Genomic DNA, 20,394 nt, shown 5'->3' on the forward strand with positions numbered 1-20,394 from the left:
CTCAGCGCTCGTCCGGGAGCGGGGTGCGGGCGCAGCGGAAGCCCGCGAAGATCTGCCGCCGGATCGGGAAGTCCCAGTTGCGGAACGTGCCCCGGCACGCGGCGCGGTCGGTGCCGAACGAGCCGCCGCGCAGCACCTTGTGATCGGAGCCGAAGAACACCTCCGAGTACTCGCGGTACGGGAACGCGACGAAACCCGGGTACGGCAGGAAGTCGCTGGAGGTCCACTCCCACACGTCGCCGATGAGCTGCCGCGCCCCGCACGGAGCCTCGCCCAGCGGGTAGGCACCGGCCGGTGCCGGTCGCAGGTGCCGCTGCCCGAGATTCGCTCGGGTCTCGTCGGGTTCGTCGTCGCCCCAGGGGTAGCGGCGTGATCGGCCGGTGGCGGGGTCGTAGCGGGCGGCCTTCTCCCACTCGGCCTCGGTGGGCAGGCGCTTGCCCGCCCAGGCCGCGTAGGCCTCGGCCTCGTGGAAGCTGACGTGCACCACGGGTTCGTCGCCGGGCACCTCCTCGACGTGGCCGAAGCGGCGGCGCCACCACCGGTCGCCGTCGCGGAACCAGAACCTCGGTGCCTCCAGCGAGGCCTTGGCGCGGTAGCGCGACCCGGTTTCGCTCCACCACTGCGGGTCCCGGTAGCCGCCCGCGTCGATGAACCGCGCGAACTCGGCGTTGGTGACCGGCGTGGTGTCCAGGTAGAACGCGTCGACGTGCACCTCGTGCGCCGGGCGCTCGTTGTCCAGCGCCCACGCCTCGGTGGAGGTGCCCATCGTGAACGGTCCGCCGGGCACGAACACCTCGCCGGGCAGCGCTTCGGCGGGCGCGGCGGGCGGCGGTTCGGCGTGCAGCGCGGGCGGGCCGTCGCGGAGCTGGTGGGTGGCCAGCATGGTCTCGTCGTGCTGCTGCTCGTGCTGCACGATCATGCCGAACGCGAACGCCTGCTCGACGAGCCTGCGCCCCTCCAGCGGGGCGTCGTCGAGGAGGTCGAAGACCTTCTCGCGGACGGTGCCGATGTAGTCCCGCGCTTCGCGAGGGCCGAGCAGCGGCAGCTCGGGGCGGTCGGCGCGGCGGTGCTGGAAGGCGTCGTAGAGGTCGTCGATGTCGGGCCGGATCGGTTCGCGTCCGCCCACGTCGCGCACCAGCCACAGCTCCTCCTGGCTGCCGACGTGCGCGAGGTCCCACACCAGCGGCGACATCAGCGGTGAGTGCTGCTTGACGAGGTCTTCGTCGTCGACGGCGTCGGTGAGCCGAGCGCTGCGCCGGCGGGTGCGGGCGAGCTCGGTGGCGACGTGCTCGCGCAGGTCTTCGGTTCCCAGTTCCTGCAGTTCTTTCACCGCGCACTCCTCCAGGTCGTGACGGGATCGGGTCAGGCTCGGGCGAGCCGTTGAGCCAGGTGCTCGGCGAGGCGGTCCGACAAACCGTCGCCGACACCGTCGCCGAGGCGGTCGAGCAGTCGGCAGGCCAGGTCGAAGATCTCGCGGGCACAGCGCGCCAGCACCGGGTCGGCGAGCCCGAAGCGGGCGGCGTGCACCCAACGCCCGGCCGCGGGTGCGGCCATCACCGCCACCTTGTCCACCACGGACTCGTCGCCGAACAGCGCGGCGAGCGCGGCCGTCGGCAACATCCAGTTCGTCCCGGACTGCGCGTCCAGGTAGCGGACCTCCAGGTAGCCGCGGGCGCGGACCGGCGGGAACACCGTGGTCAGGTGGTAGTCGAGGTCGTCGTGGGTGGGTGGGTCCGGCAGCCCGCCGTGGATCCACTCGGCGAAGCTCAGCCCGGCCGGCGCCGACCAGTCGTCGCCGTCGCGCCTGCGGCACACCAGCGACATGTCCAGCATCCGCCGCGCCCAGCCGGTGACGGGGTCGCCCTTGGTGGGGCCCGGTCTGGTGCGCGGCGGGTCGGTGTCGAGCAGCACCCGGGTGCGGGTGGAGGCCCAACCGGTGTCCTGGCCGAACAGCCGGGGCGAGTTCGCGAAGGCCGCGATCATCACCGGTCCGAGGGCGTGCAGCGCGTTCCAGCGCGCGGCGATCCGGTCGGGTTCACCGGCGTCCAGGCACACCTGGACGCCCGCTGTGCTGCACATCATCAGCCTGCCGTCCAGGCCGATCCGGTCGAACGCGTTCTCCATGGCCCGGTAGCGCGGCACCTGCAGGATCCGGTGCGGGTGCCGGTGCGGGTCGATGCCGCTGTCGCCGAGGACCAGGCCCGCTCGCTCGACGCGGCGGCGCAGGTAGTCGGAGTCGGCGGCGACCACGCTCAGCAGCGAGCGCAGCGACGTGGTGGGAAGACTGGAGATCTCGACCTGGCCACCCGGCTCAACGGTGAGCACGGAGCCGTTCGGCAGCGCCTGCTGGGGGCTGTCGGGGACCAGGGAGCGGGGTGCGTGCGGGCCGAGCGCGGCGACCAGCGTCGCGGCGTCGAGGGCACGTCCCGGATCGGATCGGTGGTGCACGGTCCATTCGAGTTCGACGCCCAGCAGGCGCGGAGGGCCGTGCTTGAAGCACACCGAGGCGACGTAGGCCTCGGCCTCCGCTCGGGTGCGGACTCGCGAGGTGGGGAACTCGTCGGCTGAAGGATCGGCTGAACGATCGGCAGATATCGGCAAGATGATCACCGCCCGTGATTGGCCGGTTACCGACGCTACCGCCCACCTCTGACAGTCGCGAGCCTTGTTCTGCCCCCGCGCAGCTGTTATCGCCCGGCCGTCGGGCGGTCCGGATGAGCCGAGAACCGCCCACAGCGGACCTGTTCGGGTGCGATGTGCTCGAAACGCCAACAAAACGTACGTACGGATTGCGATGGCCGGGACCGTCCTGCGAGGATTCACGGCATGCCCCGGGTCAGCCAGGACCACTTGGACGCGCGACGCCGTCAGATCCTCGACGGTTCGCGGTCCTGCTTCGCGCGCTTCGGGTACGAGGGTGCCACCGTCCGGCGCCTAGAAGAAGCAACCGGCCTGTCGCGCGGCGCGATCTTCCACCACTTCAAGGACAAGGAATCGCTGTTCCTCGCCCTGGCGGAGGACGACGCGGCGCGGATGGCCGACGTCGTCGCCGAGCAGGGCCTGGTGCAGGTGATGCGCAACCTGCTCCAGGAACCCGCCGGTGCGGAAGCTCGCGCGCTGGGCGCGGACTGGCTGGGAACCCGGCTGGAGGTCTCCCGCCGGCTGCGCACCGACCACGAGTTCCGGGAGCGGTGGGCGCAGCGATCCGAGGCGCTCACCGCCGCCACCCGGGCGCGTCTGCAGTGGCAGCACCAGTCCGGCAACCTGCGCGACGACGTCGACGTCGACGTCCTCACCGCCTACCTGGAACTGGTCCTGGAGGGCCTGGTCTCACACCTGGCGATGGGTCTGCCCGACCGGCACCTGGTCTCGGTGCTCGACGTCGTCGAGGAGAGCGTGCGACGTCACCGGGGCCGCTGATCCCACAGCGCCAGTCCCGTTCGGCGTAACCTCGCCTCACGGGTCGGCCGAGGTGAAGGAGTGCGCGTGGCCAGCGAGTGGTGGAACCGCTTCCTCGCGTCCGACCCGTCGTTGCGGAGGCTGCGCACCGCGATCCGCGTGACGCTGGCCGTCGCCCTGACGCTGGCGGTCGCCGTGCCGCTGCTGGCCTGGTGGCGGCAGCCGCTGCCCAGCGCCATGATCGGCGCGGTGGTGGCGATCAACGGCTCGCTGGGCGTCAACGACCCGGACCGGCGAGGCCAGGCGATCACCTACGCGCTGCTGCCGCTGCCGGTGCTGGCGGCGCTCGGGTTGTCGATCGCCACCCAGTTCTCGCCACCGCTGCACAGCGCGGTGTTCCTGGTGGTCATCTTCGTCGCGGTCTACGTGCGGCGGTTCGGACCCCGGTTCTTCCCGCTGGGCATGGTCGCGTTCATGGGCTACTTCTTCGCGATGTTCCTGCGCCCGCAGCCCGCCCAGTTCCCGGCGCTGGTGGTCGCCGTGCTGCTGGGCACGCTCGCCGCGGCGGGCCTGCGGTTCCTGGTGCTGCGCGACGACCCGGAAGGGGTGCTCGCGCGCGGGCGGCGCACGCTGCGCGCCCAGGTGCACGGGCTGCTGCACGCGGTCCGCGACGTCGCCGACCAGCCGGACTCGGCGGCCCGGCGGCGCAAGCTGCACAACCGCTCCGCCCGGCTCAACGAGACCTCGCTGATGCTGGAGAGCACCGTCGGCCGGATGGACGAGCTCTCCGAGGCCGGCCGCACCGTGCTGCGGCAGCGGATCCTCGACGTGGAGCTGGCCGCGGAGAACCTGGTGACCCGGCTGCTGCGGCTGGTCGACCACCCCAGCGGTGGTGGTGTGGTGCCGCACGCGGTCGGCGCGCTGCTGTCGGTGCTGGAGAGCCGTCCGCGCGAGATCCGCGACACGACCCGCCGGGTCTCCGAGCAGATCGAGGACCGCGGTTCGGTCGACGTGGCGATGGCCATCCGCAGCCTCGGCACCGAGCTGGCCGAGCTGGCCGAGGCGACCGGTGAGCTGGGCGAACGCACCGACGACACCGAGGCCGACGTCGCCGACGAGACCGAGGAGTCCGCCGACGAGCAGACCGGGCTGGCCCGCCCTGAGCTGCGCACCGCCATCCAGGTCACCGTCGCGGCCGGGCTGGCGATCGTGCTGGGCCAGCTCGTCTCGCCGAACCGCTGGTACTGGGCGGTGATCACCGCGTTCGTGGTGTTCATCAGCACCAACAGCCGGGGCGAGCTGCTGGTGCGCGCCTGGCAGCGCACGGCGGGCACCATCCTCGGGGTGCTGGCGGGGATCCTGGTCGCCGCGCAGGTCGGCGGCGACCTCACCGCGGAGCTGTCGGTGATCCTGCTGTGCGTGTTCCTGGCGTTCTACTTCGTCGGCTACTCCTACGCGGCGATGACGTTCTTCATCACCACGCTGCTCGGCGCGCTGTACGGGATGCTCGGCACGTTCGACGCCTCGGTGCTGGAGACGCGGCTGGCCGAGACCGCGGTGGGCGCGCTGGCCGGGGTGCTGGCGGCGGTGTTCGTGCTGCCCACCCGCACCCGCGAGGTGGTCCGCAACAACACCTCCGAGTTCCTCGAAGCGCTGCGGGACTTCCTGCGCAGCACCGGCACCGAGCTCAGCGAGCACGGCACCGCCTCCGGCCTGCAGGAACCCACCCGCGCCCTGGACGACGCGCTGCAGAAGGTGCTCACCAGCGCCAACCCGCTGACGGTCTACCGGTTCCGGTCGCGGCGCAGCCAGGTCCAGCGGATGGCCGCCAAGCTCAGCGGCTGCGCGTACTACGTCCGCAACCTGTCGGTGGCGCTGGGCGACGCCGCCGAGATGGTCGACGCCGACACCCGGGACCGGCTGGCCGAGCACCTGTGGGCGCTGGCCGACGCCGCCGACGCGCTCACCGACGAGGGCCAGGTCCCCTTCGACGAGGCGCTGGCCGCGGCGCACCGCCGCTCCGACGAGCTGCACGACCTGTCCGAGTCGCTCACCGACGGGCCCACGTCGCTGCACCGCAGCGTCCGGTTCCTGGACCGCACGACCCAGATCCTCGACGAGCTGGCGCGCGAGCTGGGCACCGACTCCCACCTGACCGGGACTCACCTGGCCGGGCGAAGCTGACACCCCCTTCCGGCGACACGGCACCGAGTCCGCCGATCACCTCCCCTGCCGCTCCTAGGCTGCGAGATCAACTGCCTCCACGCGTCTGAGGAGCTCACGTGAAGCGTTCGATCGCGCTCGGCCTGGCGGCGGTGGCCGCGCTGGCCGTCGCACCCGCGACGGTCGGCCCCGCCGTCGCGCAACCGGCCCTGCGGTTCGGCCCGTGCCCGCAGGACGTCGCCACGCCCTACCCGCAGCTGACGTGCGCCACCGTCGAGGTTCCGCTGGACCACGCGAACCCCGGCGGTGAGCGGGTCCCGCTGCTGGTCTCCAAGCTGCCGGCCCGCAACCCGCAGGCCCGCAGGGGATCGCTGCTGGTCAACCCCGGCGGTCCGGGCGGGCCGGGCGTGGACTTCGCGGGCACGCTGGCCGGGCTGGTCCCGCCGGAGGTCCGCGACTCCTACGACCTGATCGGCTTCGACACCCGCAACACCGCGCACAGCGCCCCGATCCACTGCGTCGACCCGGCGAGCTACTGGACCAACCCGCTGCCCGACCCGGACTCCCCCGCCGCCCGGGAGGCGAACTGGCAGCGCGCCGAGACCTACGCCGACGGCTGCGCGCAGCGCGCGGGCAAGTACCTGCCGCACCTGAACACGCCCACCAACGCCCGCGACATGGACGCCATCCGGGCCGCGCTGGGCGAGCAGAAGATCAGCTTCCTGGGCTACTCCTACGGCACCTACCTGGGCGCGGTGTACGGGCAACTGTTCCCGCAGCGGGTGGACCGGATGGTCCTGGACAGCTCGGTGAACCCGGACACCTCGGAGATCTGGTACGGCAACAACCTCGCCCAGGACGTGGCCGCGCAGCAGCGCCTCGATCACTTCTTCGGCTGGGTCGCCCGCCACGACCAGGTCTTCCACCTGGGCACCGACCGGCGCGAGGTGAAGGCGGCCTGGCAGCGCACGCAGGCCGAGCTGCGCCGGGCGCCGCGCGGCCCGCTGGGCCCCTCCGAGCTGATCGAGATCAGCTTCAACGCCCTCTACGGCGAGTCCGACTGGCAGCCGCTGGCCCAGGGGCTGGCGGACTTCCAGCTGCGCGGCGACGATCGGGCGCTGGCGGCGATGGTCGTGCCGAAGGACGCGCTGGCCGAGAACGGCAACGCCATCTACAACGCGGTGGAGTGCGCCGACGCCCCGTGGCCCGCCCGGCGCGCGGAGTGGGAGCGCGACTCCCGCCAGGTCGCGGCCCAGCACCCGTTCGCCGCGTGGTTCAACAGCTGGACCGTCGCCCCGTGCCGCACGTGGCGGGCGCCCCGGCAGGAGCCCACGAAGATCACCGGCGAGGGACTGCCCCCGGTTCTCATGTTCAACTCGGAGCACGATGTGGCCACGCCCTACGCCGGCGCCGTCGAGATGCACCGGTCGCTGCCGTCGTCGGTGCTGGTCACCGAGCGGGACGCGGGCAAGCACGGCGTGTGGGCGCTGTCCGGCAACGACGAGGCCGACCGGATCGGCGCCGACTACCTGGTCCGCGGGACGCTGCCGGGCGAGGACGTGGCGATCCCCGGCCACCCGGAGCCCGACCCGTCGGCCCCGGAGACGCGCGAGTCCCGCACCTACGACCTGCGCTGACCCCGCCGGAACGCGAGGAGGCCGGTCCCGCTCGGGGACCGGCCTCCTTCGCGCGCGGGTGCCTGGTGGCTAGAGCACCGTCAGAGCACGCCGTGCATGTAGCGCTTGATGCTGCGCGCCGACAGCAGCAGCAGTCCGGCGCAGGCGATCGTGGCGACACCGATGATCGCGAAGTACATCTGCTGGTTCTCCACCGAGTACATCTTGACCACCTGGGCGCCCAGGCCCTGACCCATCGCGGGGGCGAGCCAGTACAGGCCCATCATCTGCGAGGCGAACACCTTCGGCGCCAGCTTGGTGGTGGCCGACAGGCCGACCGGCGAGAGCATCAGCTCACCCACGGTCATGATCACGAAGACCAGCGCCAGCATGATCGGCAGGTGCTTGCCGTCGTCGGCACCGACGAACTTCGACAGCACGACCCACAGGAACGACACGGCCACGAAGAACAGACCGCCGACGAACTTCTGCGGGGTGGACGGCTGGCGCGAGCCCAGCTTCATCCACAACGTCGCCATGACCGGCGCGAGGATGATGATCGTCAGCGGGTTCACCGACTGGAACCAGGACGCCGGGATCGCGAAACCGAGGACGTTGAGATCGGTGTCGGCTTCGGCCAGGTTCGCCAGCGTGTTCGGCTGCTGCTCGAAGAGCAGGAAGAACAGCGCGGTCGCCAGGAACAGCGGGATGTAGGCGATCAGCCGGTCCCGCTCGACCTTGGTGATCTCCTTGCTGGAGAGCATCACCGCGAAGTAGACGACCGGCAGCACCGCCGAGATGATGCTGATCAGGTTGACCAGGCCCTCCAGGCCCATCACGCCGCTGACCGACAGTCCGATCAGCACCACCACGAACGCCAGCGCGATGCCGCCGGCGCGGCCCAGGACGCGGCCCTTGTGCTCGGCGGGCAGCGGGTTGACCGGGGCGCTGCCGCCGCTGCCGAGGTGCTTCTGCCCGACGACGTACTGGATCAGGCCCAGCGCCATGCCGACCGCGGCGACGCCGAAGCCGAGGTGCCAGTTGACCTTCTCGCCGAGCGTGCCCACGACGAACGGGGCGACGAAGGCACCGAGGTTGATGCCCATGTAGTAGATCGAGAAACCGGCGTCGCGCCGGTTGTCGTCGGCGCTGTAGAGGGTGCCGACCAGGCCCGAGACGTTGGGCTTGAGCAGGCCGGTACCGATCACCAGCAGCACCAGGCCGATGAGCACGGTGGTCATGCCACCGGGCAGCGCCAGTCCGATGTGGCCGAGCATGATGATCACGCCGCCGTAGAGGACCGCCTTCTGCGCACCCATGATCCGGTCGGCGAGCCAGCCGCCGAGAACACCGGTCATGTAGACCGAGGCGCCGTAGACGCCGACCACCGACAGCGCGGTGGACTCGGGTATGCCCAGGCCACCTTCGGACACCGCGTAGTAGAGGTAGTACGCCAGGATGGCGCGCATGCCGTAGTAGGAGAACCGCTCCCACATCTCGGTGAAGAACAGCGTCAACAAACCGCGCGGGTGTCCGAAGAAACCCTTCTGCGGCGCGTCCGCAACCGTGGGTGTGCTCACGATCACGTCCTCTCGTGATTGTTCAGCGCGGCGGTGGCCGCGACGACGTTTGACGCAGGTTACTTCGAGGTAGGATGGATCAGACCATCGGGGCGAGAACCAGCCACCGACCGGCCACAACGGACCCTCCGCGACGCCAACGCGCCTGGTGAGGAGCATGCCGCGCCACACGTCGCGCCGCACGCCTGACCGTTGTCGACAACTCCGGGAAAGCCGCGAATCGTAATCGTGGCGCTACCGGGAGCACACCGGAACTCCCGGTATACTCGTTATGACCAATTCCAACGCGGTCTTTCTCTATTTTCGGGAGTGAGCACTTCAGTGCCTGCGGCACAATCCCCTGAGGGAAGCAGTACCGAGCCGGGTAGCAGACCCGGCTCCCCCCGACCCACGGTCGCGAGCACGAGGCGGGCCGAGGGTTGATCGACGTCCTGCTGGCCGTTGCCGGCCTCTTGTTCATCGCGGTTCTCACCACGGGCACGGGTCTGGCGGTGGCGGCGGAGTTCTCGCTGACCTCGCTAGAGCGCTCCACCGTGGACTCCCACGTCCGCACGGTCGGCGACAAGCGCGCCCGCGCCGTGCAGCGAGCGCACCGCACCCTCTCGTTCCAGCTCTCCGGCGCGCAGGTCGCGATCACGCTGACCACGCTGATCACCGGGTACGTGGCCGAGCCGCTCATCGGCGACCTGATCCAGCCGGTGATGACCGTGCTGGGCATGCCGCTGGGCGTGGCCGAGGGCATCTCGCTGGCGCTGGCGATCCTGCTGGCGACGGCGCTGTCGATGGTCTTCGGCGAGATGGTGCCGAAGAACCTCGCCATCGCCCGTCCGCTGCCGACCGCGCGCGCCGTGTCCGGCTACCACTCGCGCTTCTCGCAGGTGTTCAAGTGGCTCATCGACGCCATGAACAACAGCGCGAACTGGGTGGTGCGCAGGCTCGGCGTCGAGCCGCAGGAGGAGCTGCGCTCGGCGCGCTCCCCCGACGAGCTCGGCTCGATCGTGCGCTCCAGCGCCGCGCACGGCACGCTCGACGAGTCCACGGCGCGGCTGATGGACCGCTCGCTGCGCTTCGGCGACCGCACCGCCGAGGAGCTGATGACCCCGCGCGTCAAGGTCGCCTCGCTGCAGGTCGGCGAGACCGTCGTGGACCTGCTGGACCTGGCCCGCCGCACCGGTTTCTCGCGATTCCCGGTGCACGGCGGCGATCTCGACGACGTCCAGGGCGTCGTGCACGTCAAGCAGGCCTTCGGCATCCCGGCCGAGCGCCGCGAGACGGCGCGGGTCGAGACGCTGACCCGCCCGGTGCCGACGGTTCCGGCCACTCTGGACGGTGATGCGCTGCTCAACCGGCTGCGCGGTTCCGGCCTGCAGCTGGCGGTGGTCGTCGACGAGTACGGCGGCACCGCAGGCATCGTGAGCCTGGAGGACGTGGTCGAGGAGATCATCGGCGACGTCCGCGACGAGCACGACCGGCTGGAGATCGCCGCCGTGCGCAGGCTAGGCGACGACTCCTGGCTGATCTCCGGCCTGCTGCGCCCCGACGAGCTCGCCGAGGCCACCGGTTTCGCGATGCCCGAGGGCGACTACGAGACGGTCGCCGGACTGCTGCTGTGGCGGCTGGGCCGCATCCCGACCGTCGGGGACCAGCTCGACACCGACGGCTGGCGGCTGACCGTCATGCGCATGGACAAGCACCGCATCGCCGAGCTGCGCCTGAACAAGCAGCCCGCGCACGCCGACGCGACGGAGGCGAACCGATGAGCGACTCCTTCGCACTGCTGCTCGGCGTCGTCCTGCTGGCGCTCAACGCGCTGTTCGTGGGCGCGGAGTTCTCCCTGCTGTCGTCCCGACGCGACCGGCTCGAGGCGCTGCTGGCCCAGGGCGTGGGCCGGGCCCGCACGGTGATCAAGGCGAGCCAGGAGGGCTCGCTGATGCTCACCAGCGCGCAGCTGGGCATCACGCTGTGCTCGCTGGGCCTGGGCCGCATCGGCGAACCCGCTGTCGCCCATCTCCTGGAGGGCCCGTTCACCGCGCTGGGCATCCCGGCTGCCATCACGCACGCGGTGGCGTTCGCGATCGCGCTGGCGATCGTCGTGGTGCTGCACGTGCTGGTCGGCGAGATGGTGCCGAAGAACCTGGCGCTGGCCGAGCCGGAGCGGATGGCGCTGTGGCTGGTGCCCCCGCTGGTCGGCTTCGTGCAGCTGGCGCGACCGCTCATCGCGCTGTTCAACATGATGGCCAACGCGGTGCTCAAGCTGCTGCGGATCGAGCCGAAGGACGAGCTGGAGACGGCCTACACCTCGACCGAGCTGGCCGAGCTGCTGGTGGAGTCGCGGCGCGAGGGGCTGCTGGAGCAGTCCGAGCACCGCAGGCTCGCCCAGACGCTGTCGTCGGCGGAGCACACCGTCGCCGACGTGCTGGTGCCGCTGCGGGAGGTCACGACGCTGCCGGGGCGGCCGACGCTGGGCGACGTGGAGCGGCTGGTGGCCGACACCGGCTTCTCGCGCTTCCCGGTGCGCGGCGACGACGGCAGGCTGCTGGGCTACCTGCACATCAAGGACGTGCTGGACCAGGCGGGCGACGACCCGCGCACGCCGATCGCCGACGCGCGCAGGCGCGATCTGCCGACGGTGCCGGTCACCGCGCGGCTGGACGAGGCGATGACCTCGCTGCGGCGGGCCGGCAGCCACCTGGCCGCGGCCGTGGACGCCGGGGGCACGGCGGTCGGCGTCGTGGCGCTGGAGGACCTCGTCGAGGAGTACGTCGGCACGGTCCGCGACGGAACGCACGTCCACTGACGGCCGGAGGCGCATCTGGGCGAGGCGCGGCGAACCGCGCCTCGCCCATCTGGCCCAACTTCGGCGGAAACCCCGGTGCAGCGGGCCCGCCCGAACGGCCGCGAAATCCCGTTTTCCCAGTTCGCGCCGGGGATGCCCCCGGCGCGGGCGGGAGAGCTCACTGGGTAGTGTCCATGCGTGCGAGATGATCAGCTCTCGCCGTCCCACGCGGACACATCGACTTCGGGCCGCGTGGTCGGCGGCAGATACCGGCTGGACCGCACCATCGGCAAGGGCGGGATGGGCTACGTCTGGTCCGGGACTGACGAGCTCCTGGAACGACCGGTGGCGGTCAAGGAGCTCCACCTGCCCGCGAACGTGCCCGAAGAAGAAGCCGCCGACCTGCGCGAACGCGCCCTGCGCGAGGCCCGCGCGATGGCCACCCTGAACCACCCCAACACCGTGATGCTCTACGACGTGGCGCGCGAGGGCGGCAGCCCGTACGTGGTGATGGAGCTGGTCCCGGGCCAGAGCCTGTCGGCGATCCTCAAGCGGCACCGCGCGCTCAACCACTACCAGCTGGCCGTGATGATCGACGGGGTGGCGGCAGCGCTGGACGCCGCGCACCAGGTGGGCATCGTGCACCGCGACGTCAAGCCCGGCAACGTGCTGCTCGGGCCGCGCGGGCAGGTCAAGCTGGCCGACTTCGGGCTGTCCCGCAACGTCGCCGAGACGACCATGACCCGCTCCGAGGTGCTGCTGGGCACTCCCGCGTACCTGCCGCCGGAGATCGCCCGCCGGGGCACCCTCGACGCCTGGGCCGACCTGTGGGGGCTCGGCGCCACGCTGTACTCGGCCGCGGAGGGCCGCCCGCCCTACGACAAGAGCAACGACCCGCTGATCACCATCAGCGCGATCGTGCACGGCCCGCTCCCCCGCCACCACCAGACCGGCCCGATCGGCGAGGTCCTCGGCGGCCTGCTGGTCAAGGAGCCGGAGCGGCGGATGCCGCTGGTGGAGGTGCGCCGCAGGCTGCACGAGATCGTCCGCTCGGCCGGCGAAGAACCGTTCGAGCCGCTGCTGGACCCCAACACCGCGGGGCCAACCGAGCGGTTCCACCCCACGCCCCCTCCCCCGTCGGTGATTCCACGCGAGTCCTCGCGGCCCGCCGAACGGCGTCAATCCATCCCGCGCGTGACCCCCACACCGCCGTCCCAGCCGCGGCCGGTGGCGGGAGAACCGCAGTCCCGGCCGTGGATCCCGCCGCAGCAGGTTCGGGCCGCGCAACCGAACCTGCCCGCGCAGTCCGGCCTCTGGCAGGCGCCGGACCCCGCGAGCGGGCCGGATTCGGCCCGCCCATCGCAGGAATCTCCGGCGCCGCAACGCCGCCGCGCGCGGACCGCGCTCATCGTGGGCGCGGTGGCTGTGGTGCTGACCACCGGGGCGGCGGTGTTCGGGGCGGCCGTGTTCGGGTACACGCTCGGCGACAGCAGCGGTTCCGGGACGATCAAGCGGAGCCGCCCGATGGGCAGTGCTCACCAGGTGATGCAGGCCGAGGCCGCGGGGTGGGTGGGCACCGAGATCGGCACAGCGAGCCAGCGCGGTGTCAACTTCCTCGGACCGCTGGTGTCCGGGCAAGCGCTGAGGTTCGACGCGGTGGATTTCGGTCCGGTACCCGCTCGCAAGATCAACGCGCGCTTCTACCCCGCGCAGCCCGAGTCGGCCAACACGACGGTCTCGATCCGGCTGGACTCCACCAGCGGCACGAAGATCGGCCAGTTCAAGGCGTCCTCCCCGGAGGGAGCCGAGGATTGGCAGATCCGCACGTTCGACCTCGACCACCCGGTCACCGGACTCCACACGGTGTATTTCGTCGTCAGCTCGGAGGTCGGTGGCCAGGAGGTGCTGAAGCTGGACTGGGTCCAGTTCGACTACTGAGCGCAGACCGCTACCCTGACCAGCGATGTTGGTGCTGAGCGAGCAGGAGTGGCGGGAGCGGCGGAACGCCCACCGGGAGCGGGTGTCGCAGTGGACGGCGCCGCACCGGCAACGGCAGCACCACCAGCGCAAGCACCCGGTGCTGGACTTCCTGTTCACCTACTACTCGTTCCGCCCGGCCCGCCTGGAGCGCTGGCAGCCCGGGGTGGGCGTGGCGCTGGAGAACGGTCGGGAGTTCTTGTCCCGCAAGGGTTTCGCCGAGACACCCGAGGGCGTGGCGCTGGATCCGGCGGCGCTGACCGACAAGCGCCGCGACTCGGCGGAGTTCATCCTCGGCCTGCTCAGCGCCACCGCGTCCCGCCCGGCCCGGTTGGGCTGCTTCGGACTGCACGAGTGGGCGATGGTCTACCGGACCGAGCCCGGCGACGTCCGGCACGCCGGGTGGCCGCTGCGGCTCGGGCACCGGGGCACCGACGAGGTCGTGGAGTCGATGCCGATCAGCTGCACGCACCACGACGCGTTCCGGTTCTTCACCCCGCAGGCGCGCCCGCTCAACGCGCTGCAGCCTTCCCGCGCCGATCAGGTCCGGCTGGAGCAGCCGGGCTGCCTGCACGCGAACATGGACCTGTTCAAGTGGGCCTACAAGCTCGACCCGTTCGTGCCGGGCGAGCTGCTCGCGGACTGCTTCGAGCTGGCGGTGCGGGTGCGCGAGCTGGACATGTGCGCGAGCCCCTACGACCTCGGCGAGCTGGGCTACGAACCGGTGGCGATCGAGACCCCGCAGGGCCGCGCCGAGTACGTCCGCCGTCAGCGCGAGTTCGCCGACGAGGCGTCGGTCCTGCGCTCCCGCCTGATCGACACCTGCCGCGACCTGCTCGCCTGGGGCTCGCGACAGGCCGCGTGACCTCGGCCCGGCGGGACGGTCAGCCGGTGCGTGCGACCGGGTGCGCCTCCGGGCTGCGGCGCCGGGTCAGCACGAGGAAGACCAGGACCGCCGACAGCGACACCGTTCCCATCACCAGGCCCATCGGGACCTCGGTGTCCGAGCCCGCGATGCCGACCAGCGGCGAGACGAGACCGCCGATCATGAACTGCAGCACGCCCAGCAGCGCCGAGGCGCTCCCCGCCGTCTCGCGATGACCGGACAGGGCCAGGGCGGTGGCGTTGGGGAACACCAGGCCGATGCTGGCCACGGTCACGAACAGCGCGGGCAGCAGCGCCGGGAGCCCCAGCCCCAGCACGGTCGAGACGGCCACCGAGACCCCGCCGACGGCGTTGGCCGCCAGGCCGATCGCCAGCAGCCGCCGCGAGTCGACCTTGCCCACCAGCAGGCCGTTGACCTGGCCCATCGTCACGATGCCGATCGAGTTGACGCCGAAGATCAGGCTGAACATCTGCGGTGAGAGGTCGTGGACCTCCTGCAGCACGAACGACGAGCCGGAGATGTAGGCGAACATGGCGGCGAAGGCCAGGGACGCGGACAGGGCGAAGCCGATGAACACCCGGTCGCGCACCAGGCTCCCGAAGGTGCGCAGCGTCTGCGGGAGGCTGCCGGGCCTGCGCTGCTCGCGCGGCAGCGTCTCGGGAAGCGCGAGCAGGGCGGCCAGCAGCAGCGCGGCGCCGATCGCGCACAGCGTCACGAACACCCCGCGCCAGGAGGTGACCCGCAGCAGCTGCCCGCCGAGCACCGGCGCGAGCACCGGGACCACGCCGTTGACCAGCATCAGCAGCGAGAAGAACTTGGCGAGTGCGACCCCGGAGAACAGGTCGCGCACCACGGCGCGAGCGATGACGATGCCCGCCGCCCCGCCGAACCCCTGCACGAGCCGCAACGCGGCCAGCGCGTAGGCCGACGGCGCCAGCGCGCAGGCGAGCGAGGCGAGGGCGAACACGACGACGCCGATCAGCAGCGGGCGGCGGCGGCCGTAGGTGTCCGACAGCGGGCCCATGACCAGCTGCCCCAGCGCGAGACCGGTCGTGCAGGCCATCAGCGAGAGCTGCACCTGGGAGGCCCCGGCGTGCAGGTCACCGGCGATCGCCGGGAGCGCGGGCAGGTACATGTCCATCGACAACGGCCCGAAGGCCGACATCCCGCCCAGGATCAGCGCGAACTTCGCCCGCGACGACTCAGCCATCCCCACCCTCGATCGTTCGCCCCGCAAACCACTGTCACGGTAACCCGGGGCCGACGACGACGGCGATGAGTCGTTCGTCGCACGAGACGATCAGCGGCCCCAGAGCGGGCCCTGCCAGTCGGTGGTGCCGCGGAGGTCGCGCTTGAGCAGCTTGCCGCCGGGGTTGCGCGGCAGCGGCTGGTCGCTGAGGTGCACGAACTGCGGGATCTTGAAGTCCGCGAGCCGGTCGGCCAGGTGTGCGGGCAGCTGCGCGGCGTCGAAGGCCTCGTCGGCGACGATCACCGCACCTACCTTCTCGCCCATCACGTCGTCCGGTACGCCGACCACGGCGGCCTCCACCACGCCCGGCACCGCGGCCAGCGCGTTCTCGACCTCGACGGAGTAGACGTTCTCGCCGCCGCGGTTGATGACGTCCTTGGCGCGGTCGACCAGGTGCACCAGCCCGTCGTCGGACACGCGCGCGAGGTCTCCGGTGCGCAGCCAGCCGTCGACGAACGTCGCCGCGGTGGCCTCCGGCTTGTTCCAGTAGCCGGCCACCACGTTGGGGCCGCGGATCAGCAGCTCGCCGACGCCGGTGTCCGGGTCGGGTTCGCGCACCGCCACGTCGACCACCGGCGCCGGGTACCCGACCGAGTCGGCGTGCTCCACCGAGTGCTCGTGCGGCAGGAACGTGGAGATCGACGAGGTCTCGGTGAGCCCGAACCCGTTCCCCACGCGGGCCTGCGGGAACGCGGCCTTGATCCGCTCGACCAGCGCGGGCGCCATCGGCGCGCCGCCGTAGGAGACGTGGCGGACCTGGCTGAGGTCGAACTCGGCGAAGTCGGGCTGCTTGAGCGCCAGCGCGTAGATCGCGGGCACGGTGGTGAACATGGTGATCCGCTCGGCCGCGATCACCTCCAGGAACTGCCGCACGTCGAACCTGGGCATGACCACGGTCGCCCCGCCGAAGGACAGCTGAAGCAGCAGCTGCGTGTTGCAGCCCGTGACGTGGAACAGCGGCACCGACACGAGATTGCGCGTCTGCCAACCGGTTTCAGCATCGATGCCCTTGACCCGGCAGACGTTCTCCACGTTGGACAGGAAGTTCTCGTGGGTGGTCATCGCCCCCTTGGGCAGCCCGGTGGTGCCGCTGGTGTAGAAGATCGCCGCGACCTCGTCGCGGGAGAGGTCGTCGACGACGTGCGGCTCGCCGTCCGGGAGCGGCTCCTCGGGCCGGAAGGTGAACGCCGCACCGGAATCGGTGAGCACGTAGTCGACCTCGCGCGGGGCGAAGCGGGTGTTGACCGGCACCGCGACCGCCCCGGCGAGCTGGGTGCCGAGGAAGGCCAGCACCCAGTCCACGCCCGCGGGAAGCAGGTTGGCGACCCGGTCCCCGCGCGAGATCCCGGCGGAGCGCAACCCGCCGGCGACCCGGGCGGACCGGCGCCACAGCTCGCGGTAGGTCAGCCGTCCGCCGCCGACCTCCACGAGCGCTTCGCGGTCGCCGAAGCGCTCGACGCTCTCGCGCAGCATGTCGACCAGCGAGTCCGGCAGCCCGGTGTAGTGGGCGATGCCCTGCTCGTCGCGTTCGATGCCGGACTTGTCGAACATCGCCTGACCTCCCCGTCGGGTGCGACCGCGATCACGGTCGCCCGCCGGATGATTCGGGTCAAGCGCTCACGGCACCCGGAACCCGAACGGCAGCTCCAGCCGGTGCTCGGCGAGCAGGTCCTCGTCGGCCAGCAGCTCGGCGGTGGGTGCGTCGGCGACGACCCGGCCGTCGTCGATGATCACGCTGCGCGGGCACAGCTGCAGCGCGTAGGGCAGGTCGTGGGTGACCATGAGCATCGTCCGGCCGACCGAGAGCAGGACCTCCGCGAGCTCGCGGCGCGCCACCGGTTCCAGGTTCGCCGAGGGCTCGTCGAGCACCAGCAGCTCCGGCTCGCAGGCCAGCACCGCCGCCAGCGCGACCCGCTTGCGCTGGCCGCCGGAGAGGTGCAGCGGCGAGCGGTGCGCGTGCTCGGTCATCCCGACGGCGTCGAGGGCCTGCTGGACGCGCTGCTCCAGCTCGGCTCCCCGGGCGCCGAAGTTGGCGGGCCCGAACGCGACGTCCTCGCGGACCGTGGGCATGAACAACTGGTCGTCGGGATCCTGGAACACCAGGCCCACCCGGCGCCGGATCTCCTTGAGGTGCCGGGTCTCCACCGGCAGACCGCCGACGCGGATGCTCCCGGAGGTGGGTCGCAGCACCCCGTTGAGGTGCAGCGTCAAGGTCGTCTTGCCCGCGCCGTTGGGGCCCAGCACGGCGACCCGCTCCCCCGGCTCCACCCGCAGGTCCACGCCGCGCAGCGCGCGGTGCCCGTCCGGGTAGGAGTGGGCCAGGCCGCTGATCTCCAGGGCCGGCGCGCACGGCGATCCGCCCGCGACGGCGGGCTGCTCTGCAGCAGCGGGCTGCTCGGTCACGCGGTCCACCACGACACCCCCAGGACGACGGCCGCCGCGGCGGGCGCGGTCAGACCGAGGCTCCACGTCTTCCACGAGGTGCGGCGAGCGGGTTCGAGCTCGGGCATCTCGCCGCTCCAGCCGCGCGAGAGCATCGCCAGGTGCACGCGCTCGCCGCGCTCGTAGGATCGGATGAACAGGCTACCCACACCCCGCGCGGTCGCCCCGACCTGCCAGGCGAAGCGCGGGTCGTGCCCCCGGGAGATCCGGGCGACGCGCATCCGCCCGGCCTCGGCGACGATCACCTCGGCGTAGCGCAGCATCAGCGTGATGATGGTGATCACCAGCTTCGGCGCGCGCAGCCGCTGCAGGCCCAGCACGATCTCGCGGGGCTCGGTGGTGGCCGCCAGCAGCAGCGAGGTGCCCAGCCCGAGCGTGCCCTTGACCAGGATGTTGAACCCGGCCAGCAGCCCCTCGGTGGACAGCCCCAGCCCGGCGACGTCGGTGGTCGGACCGCCCGCGGTGAACGGCAGCAGCAGCGCCAGCACCACGAACGGCACCTCGATGAGCAGCCGGGTCAGCATCCAGCGCGGCGGGATCCGGGCGGCGGCCGCCAGCGCGGCCAGCACGACCGCGTAACCGCCGAAGGCCCAGAAGTGCTCGCGCGGGGTCGCCACCACGCACAGGACCAGCAGGAACGCGGCGGTGATCTTGACGTGCGGGTCGAGCCGGTGCAGCGCCGTGGCACCGGGCAGGTGCAGGGCGTGGGTGTGCCCGGCACCCATCTCAGGCCTCCCCCGACCCGGATCGGCGGCGCAGCCCCCAGAACAGGCCTCCGGCCGCGGCCAGCGTGACCGCGGCCCCGATGATCCCGGCGACGCCGGTGAACCGGTCGTCGCCGCCCACGGTGTAGTCGGCCAGCGGGCCGTCGCCGAGCGCGTGGTCGCCCGCGTGCTGGGCGATGCACTTGCCCTCCAGCGACTCGCCCTGCTCGGTCCGCACGACCGAGCAGCCCTGCTGGGTGACCGAGTCGAGGCCGTCCGGGTCGGAGTCGGCGAAGTAGGCCACGCCACCGGCGACGACCAGCACGACCAGGGCGAAGATCAGCAGGAACCGCTTCATCGGACGACCTCCTGGGTTCGGGCGCCGCGCAGCAGGTGCACGAGATCAGGGCGGGCGGCGGCCACGGCGCCGACGGTGGCCGCGGTGATCAGACCCTCGCCGAGTCCGATCAGGCAGTGCACGCCGACGATCGCCACCGACACCGCGGGCAGGCTGAACCCGGCGTCACCGCCGATGGCGTACTCGACGAGGAAACCGCAGGAGGCGAGCACGGTGTTGACCCAGGCGGCGACGAACGCGGTGGTCAGCAGCCCGGCCCGGCTGCGCGCGGCGAAGCGGCGCAGCGCCAGCGCGACCAGGTAGCCCACCGCGGTGCCGATCAGCGCCATGTTGGTGATGTTCGCGCCGAGCATCGTCAGGCCGCCGTCGGCGAACAGCAGCGATTGCACGACCAGCACGATCGCCACGCACAGCGCGCCGACCCACGGTCCGGCCAGGATCGCGGCGAGCGCCCCGCCCAGCAGGTGCCCGCTGACGCCCGGCAGCACCGGGAAGTTGATCATCTGGGCGGCGAACACGAACGCCGCCACCAGCCCGGCCATCGGGGCCGTGCGGTCGTCGAGATCGGCCCGCGCGCGCACCAGCGCCACCGCGAGGCCGGCTATCGCCACGACGGCGAACAGCACCGCCGTCCGAGCGTTGAGCAGCCCGTCGCTCATGTGCATCGCGAGCGTCGTGGTCGGCACTGGCCATCCTCTCCCCGAACCGGGCGTCCCCCGCCGGGACTACCGCCGGTCCAGGGTAGTTGCCGATCACCCGCTATCACCAGGTGCTGGCAAGAGGCGCTCGTCGCAATCCTGTGCGAAAAAGCCGTCGACCCGGGCATACCACCCGGGTCGACGGCTCAAGAACCGGGCTGAGGCCCTCTTGCGGACCCCGCCCCGCGAGCAGATCAGTCGCGCACGGCGAGCGCGAGTTCGCCGCTGCTGTCCTTCTCGGCGTCGAGCGTCTTGTCACCGAGGAGCTCGGCGACCTCCTTCTCCAGGAAGACCCGGACCCCGTTCTCCTCGATCACCTCGTCACCCTCCTGGGGTGCCTCGGCGATCGACGCCTGCAGCCCCTCGCCGGCCGGCGCGATGCGCAAGCCCGAGCTGGCCGGAGAGTCGCCGCCGACGAGGACGAGCTTGATGACCTCCACGGCGCTCTCACTGATGGTGAGCATGGTGCTCAACTCCTCTCGGAGCCGGTCGGTTGAAGTGGCCACCGTGTCACCGCCGCGACCGCGCGCGCAAACCGACCCGCCG

General features: G+C 71.7%; 17 protein-coding genes. 7 read left to right on the top strand and 10 right to left on the bottom strand.

Going from position 1 to position 20,394, the window contains the following annotated elements; all coding sequences use genetic code 11:
* Nucleotide 1: 1 nt before the first annotated feature.
* Nucleotides 2-1,330, bottom strand: coding sequence for an ergothioneine biosynthesis protein EgtB (gene egtB, locus REH65_RS04140; RefSeq protein ID WP_406691351.1), 1,329 nt, complete (start codon nucleotides 1,328-1,330; stop codon nucleotides 2-4).
* Nucleotides 1,331-1,362: 32 nt separating this feature from the next.
* Nucleotides 1,363-2,595: an ergothioneine biosynthesis glutamate--cysteine ligase EgtA gene (gene egtA / locus REH65_RS04145; RefSeq protein ID WP_406693078.1), complete on the bottom strand. Its 1,233-nt coding sequence runs from the start codon at nucleotides 2,593-2,595 to the stop codon at nucleotides 1,363-1,365.
* A gap of 231 nt (nucleotides 2,596-2,826) precedes the next feature.
* Between egtA and REH65_RS04150 the strand changes: the two genes are divergently transcribed.
* From REH65_RS04150 to REH65_RS04160, 3 genes are all read left to right on the top strand, one after another.
* On the top strand, nucleotides 2,827-3,420 hold the full coding sequence (locus REH65_RS04150; protein WP_281455818.1) for a TetR/AcrR family transcriptional regulator: 594 nt from the start codon (nucleotides 2,827-2,829) through the stop codon (nucleotides 3,418-3,420).
* A gap of 66 nt (nucleotides 3,421-3,486) precedes the next feature.
* Entirely contained in the window at nucleotides 3,487-5,583 is a 2,097-nt protein-coding gene (locus tag REH65_RS04155; protein ID WP_406691352.1) for an FUSC family protein, read from the top strand.
* A gap of 98 nt (nucleotides 5,584-5,681) precedes the next feature.
* Nucleotides 5,682-7,199, top strand: coding sequence for an alpha/beta hydrolase (locus tag REH65_RS04160; protein ID WP_406691353.1), 1,518 nt, complete (start codon nucleotides 5,682-5,684; stop codon nucleotides 7,197-7,199).
* Between the two features lie 80 nt (nucleotides 7,200-7,279).
* Here REH65_RS04160 and REH65_RS04165 read toward each other — a convergent pair whose 3' ends face one another.
* Nucleotides 7,280-8,758, bottom strand: a complete 1,479-nt coding sequence (locus REH65_RS04165; protein ID WP_343231374.1) for a peptide MFS transporter — start codon at nucleotides 8,756-8,758, stop codon at nucleotides 7,280-7,282.
* Between the two features lie 419 nt (nucleotides 8,759-9,177).
* Here REH65_RS04165 and REH65_RS04170 point away from each other — a divergent pair, with 419 nt between their 5' ends.
* The 4 genes from REH65_RS04170 to REH65_RS04185 all read left to right on the top strand — a co-directional run bounded on the left by REH65_RS04170 (nucleotide 9,178) and on the right by REH65_RS04185 (nucleotide 14,376).
* Nucleotides 9,178-10,518, top strand: a complete 1,341-nt coding sequence (locus tag REH65_RS04170; RefSeq protein ID WP_406691354.1) for a hemolysin family protein — start codon at nucleotides 9,178-9,180, stop codon at nucleotides 10,516-10,518.
* A complete protein-coding gene (locus REH65_RS04175) occupies nucleotides 10,515-11,555 on the top strand; it encodes a hemolysin family protein (protein WP_406691355.1) in 1,041 nt (346 codons plus the stop codon). Before REH65_RS04170 ends, REH65_RS04175 begins: the two co-directional genes overlap by 4 nt.
* A 231-nt stretch (nucleotides 11,556-11,786) precedes the next feature.
* Entirely contained in the window at nucleotides 11,787-13,472 is a 1,686-nt protein-coding gene (locus REH65_RS04180; protein WP_406691356.1) for a protein kinase domain-containing protein, read from the top strand.
* A gap of 25 nt (nucleotides 13,473-13,497) precedes the next feature.
* A complete protein-coding gene (locus REH65_RS04185) occupies nucleotides 13,498-14,376 on the top strand; it encodes a 3-methyladenine DNA glycosylase (protein ID WP_406691357.1) in 879 nt (292 codons plus the stop codon).
* Nucleotides 14,377-14,395: 19 nt separating this feature from the next.
* Here the strand turns inward: REH65_RS04185 and REH65_RS04190 are convergent, their stop codons facing one another.
* The 7 genes from REH65_RS04190 to REH65_RS04220 all read right to left on the bottom strand — a co-directional run bounded on the left by REH65_RS04190 (nucleotide 14,396) and on the right by REH65_RS04220 (nucleotide 20,312).
* On the bottom strand, nucleotides 14,396-15,607 hold the full coding sequence (locus REH65_RS04190; RefSeq protein WP_406691358.1) for a Bcr/CflA family multidrug efflux MFS transporter: 1,212 nt from the start codon (nucleotides 15,605-15,607) through the stop codon (nucleotides 14,396-14,398).
* 90 nt (nucleotides 15,608-15,697) lie between these two features.
* A complete protein-coding gene (locus tag REH65_RS04195) occupies nucleotides 15,698-17,197 on the bottom strand; it encodes a class I adenylate-forming enzyme family protein (RefSeq protein ID WP_406691359.1) in 1,500 nt (499 codons plus the stop codon).
* A gap of 66 nt (nucleotides 17,198-17,263) precedes the next feature.
* The gene (locus REH65_RS04200; protein ID WP_406691360.1) at nucleotides 17,264-18,049 is read right to left on the bottom strand and encodes an energy-coupling factor ABC transporter ATP-binding protein; all 786 of its coding nucleotides are present in this window, start codon (nucleotides 18,047-18,049) and stop codon (nucleotides 17,264-17,266) included.
* Nucleotides 18,046-18,813, bottom strand: a complete 768-nt coding sequence (gene cbiQ / locus REH65_RS04205; protein ID WP_406691361.1) for a cobalt ECF transporter T component CbiQ — start codon at nucleotides 18,811-18,813, stop codon at nucleotides 18,046-18,048. Before cbiQ ends, REH65_RS04200 begins: the two co-directional genes overlap by 4 nt.
* A 1-nt stretch (nucleotide 18,814) precedes the next feature.
* The gene (locus REH65_RS04210) at nucleotides 18,815-19,150 is read right to left on the bottom strand and encodes a PDGLE domain-containing protein (RefSeq protein WP_281455807.1); all 336 of its coding nucleotides are present in this window, start codon (nucleotides 19,148-19,150) and stop codon (nucleotides 18,815-18,817) included.
* Nucleotides 19,147-19,815: an energy-coupling factor ABC transporter permease gene (locus REH65_RS04215; RefSeq protein ID WP_281455952.1), complete on the bottom strand. Its 669-nt coding sequence runs from the start codon at nucleotides 19,813-19,815 to the stop codon at nucleotides 19,147-19,149. The genes REH65_RS04210 and REH65_RS04215 overlap by 4 nt, the downstream gene beginning before the upstream one ends.
* Nucleotides 19,816-20,042: 227 nt before the next feature.
* Nucleotides 20,043-20,312 carry a HesB/YadR/YfhF-family protein gene (locus REH65_RS04220; RefSeq protein ID WP_281455806.1) on the bottom strand — a complete coding sequence of 90 codons (270 nt, stop codon included), beginning with the start codon at nucleotides 20,310-20,312 and terminating at the stop codon, nucleotides 20,043-20,045.
* Nucleotides 20,313-20,394 lie beyond the last annotated feature (82 nt).

Origin of the sequence: Saccharopolyspora sp. ID03-671, from assembly GCF_045278815.1 — a bacterium.
GTDB classification, from domain to species: Bacteria; Actinomycetota; Actinomycetes; order Mycobacteriales; family Pseudonocardiaceae; genus Saccharopolyspora; species Saccharopolyspora ipomoeae.